A 2,124-nucleotide genomic window follows, 5' to 3' on the forward strand; every position below is an offset into this window, starting at 1 on the left:
TCGACGACGTCCGGGTGCTCCTTGAGGAACTTCTGCGACACGATGACGTTCGTGATCACGAACTTCTTGTCGGGCCACAGGTCGGTCTCGTCGAGGAGGACCGAGGCGCCGTCGGAGACCAGCTTGGAGGCGGTCGGCTCCGGTACCCAGGCGCCGTCGATCGAGCCCTGCTTGAAGGCGTCCGGGGTCACCTTGTTGTCCGTGCGCACCACGGAGACGTCGCCCTTGCCGGACTCCGGGTCGACCTTCCAGCCCTTCTCCGCGATCCAGTTGAGGAACGCGACGTCCTGCGTGTTCCCCTTCTGCGGGGTGGCGATCTTCTTGCCCTTGAGGTCGTCCAGGGTCTTGATCTTGTCCGGGTTCACGACGAGCTTCACCCCGCCGGACGCCGACCCGGAAATGATCCGCAGGTTGCTGCTCTTCGACTTCACGTAGCCGTTGATCGCCGGGGAGGGGCCGATGAACCCGATGTCGAGAGAGCCGCCGTTGAGCGCCTCGATCTCGGACGGGCCGGCGTTGAAGGTCTGCGGCTTGATCGCGGTGGCGCCGAGCTCCTTGGCGATCAGGCCTTCCTGGATGCCGACGTCAGGTTCGGGAAGTACCCGATGCGGACCTCGGGCGCGGAGAGCTTCTTCGTGCCGTCAGCGGCGGCGGCCGCCTGCTTGTCCTCCGGCTTGTCAGCCTGGGAGCCGTAGCCGCAGGAGGCGAGCACGCCGATCAGCAGCGGCAGGGCGGCAGCGGCGGCAACGCCGCGGCGGACGCCGGAACGGGAAAGCGCAGTACGGGTGGTACGGGTGTCGCCGGTGGCAGGCACGGGAGGGCTTCCTCTCGTAGCGTCATCTCATGACGCGCGTCTTCGTCTGTGGAGCAAGGACAGGTACAGCTGGTGGGGGGTGCGGGCGCGCAGGCAGTGCGCGTACGTCATCGCGCACATCGCGCCACTCCTCCCTGGCCGCTGCCGAGGCGGCCGCTGCCCACGCGGCCGCCTTCCTTGGCGAACGTGGAGTAGATGTCCGAGAGCATGGTCAGAAGTCCCAGCCCTCGTCATCGGCCTGGACGGTCGTCCGGGCCTGGGAGGCGAAGGACTCGCCGGCCATGCCCGCCGCCAGGGTCGTGCCATCGGCCGGGTCGATGAGCAGGAAGGACCCGGTGCGGCGAGAGTCGGCGTACGCGTCGAGCGCGAGCGGCTCGGCGGTCCGTACGACGACGCGGCCGATGTCATTGGCCACCAGCTGCCCGGGGTCGGGGTGCTGGGACAGGTCGTCCAGGGTCAGCCGCGAGGGGATCTCCTTGACGATGGCCTTGACCGTGCGGGTGGTGTGCTTGAGCAGCACCCGCGCGCCGACGGAGAGGGGCTGGTCCGCGACGTGGCAGACGGTCGCGATGACGTCCTGCGTGGTGGCGGGCGGGTTCGCGGACGGCGCGATCAGGTCGCCGCGCGAGATGTCGATGTCGTCCGCGAGACGGACCGTCACCGACTGCGGGGCCCACGCGATGTCCACCGACTCGCCCAGGGCGTCGATGCCCGCGATGACCGACGTACGGCCCGACGGCAGCACGGTGACGGCCTCGCCGACGCGCAGCACGCCGGAGGCGATCTGGCCCGCGTAGCCGCGGTAGTCGGGGTGCTCGGCGGTCTGCGGGCGGATCACGTACTGCACCGGGAAACGCGCCGGGCAGGCGGTGAGGTCGTGGCTGACCGGGACGGTCTCCAGGTGCTCCAGCACCGTCGGGCCGCCGTACCAGTCCATGTGGGCGGACGGCTCGACCACGTTGTCCCCGGCGAGCGCCGAGATCGGGATCGCGGTGATCTCCGGGACGCCCAGGTCGGAGGCGTACGCGGTGAACTCCTCGGCGATCTTGGCGAAGACCTGCTCCTCGTAGTCCACCAGGTCCATCTTGTTCACGGCCAGCACCACGTGCGGGACGCGCAGCAGGGCGGCGACGGCGGCGTGGCGGCGGGTCTGCTCGATCACGCCGTTGCGGGCGTCGACCAGGACCACGGCCAGGTCGGCGGTGGAGGCGCCGGTGACCATGTTGCGGGTGTACTGCACGTGGCCGGGGGTGTCGGCGAGGATGAACCGGCGCCGGGTGGTGGCGAAGTAGCGGTAGGCGACGTCGATG

At 69.8% G+C, this 2,124-nt stretch carries 1 protein-coding gene and 1 pseudogene; both read right to left on the reverse strand.

Annotation, left to right across the window (positions count from 1 at the left end; all coding sequences use genetic code 11):
* Positions 1 to 814: pseudogene (locus ADK52_RS08025) on the reverse strand (ABC transporter substrate-binding protein); the annotation flags it as partial.
* Positions 815 to 1,025: 211 nt separating this feature from the next.
* Positions 1,026 to 2,124, reverse strand: a 1,099-nt coding sequence (locus tag ADK52_RS08030) for a sulfate adenylyltransferase subunit 1 (RefSeq protein ID WP_053689071.1), incomplete at its 5' end; no start/stop codon positions are given.

The sequence above is a fragment of the Streptomyces sp. WM6372 genome (genome assembly GCF_001279655.1).
Classification (GTDB): domain Bacteria; phylum Actinomycetota; class Actinomycetes; order Streptomycetales; family Streptomycetaceae; genus Streptomyces.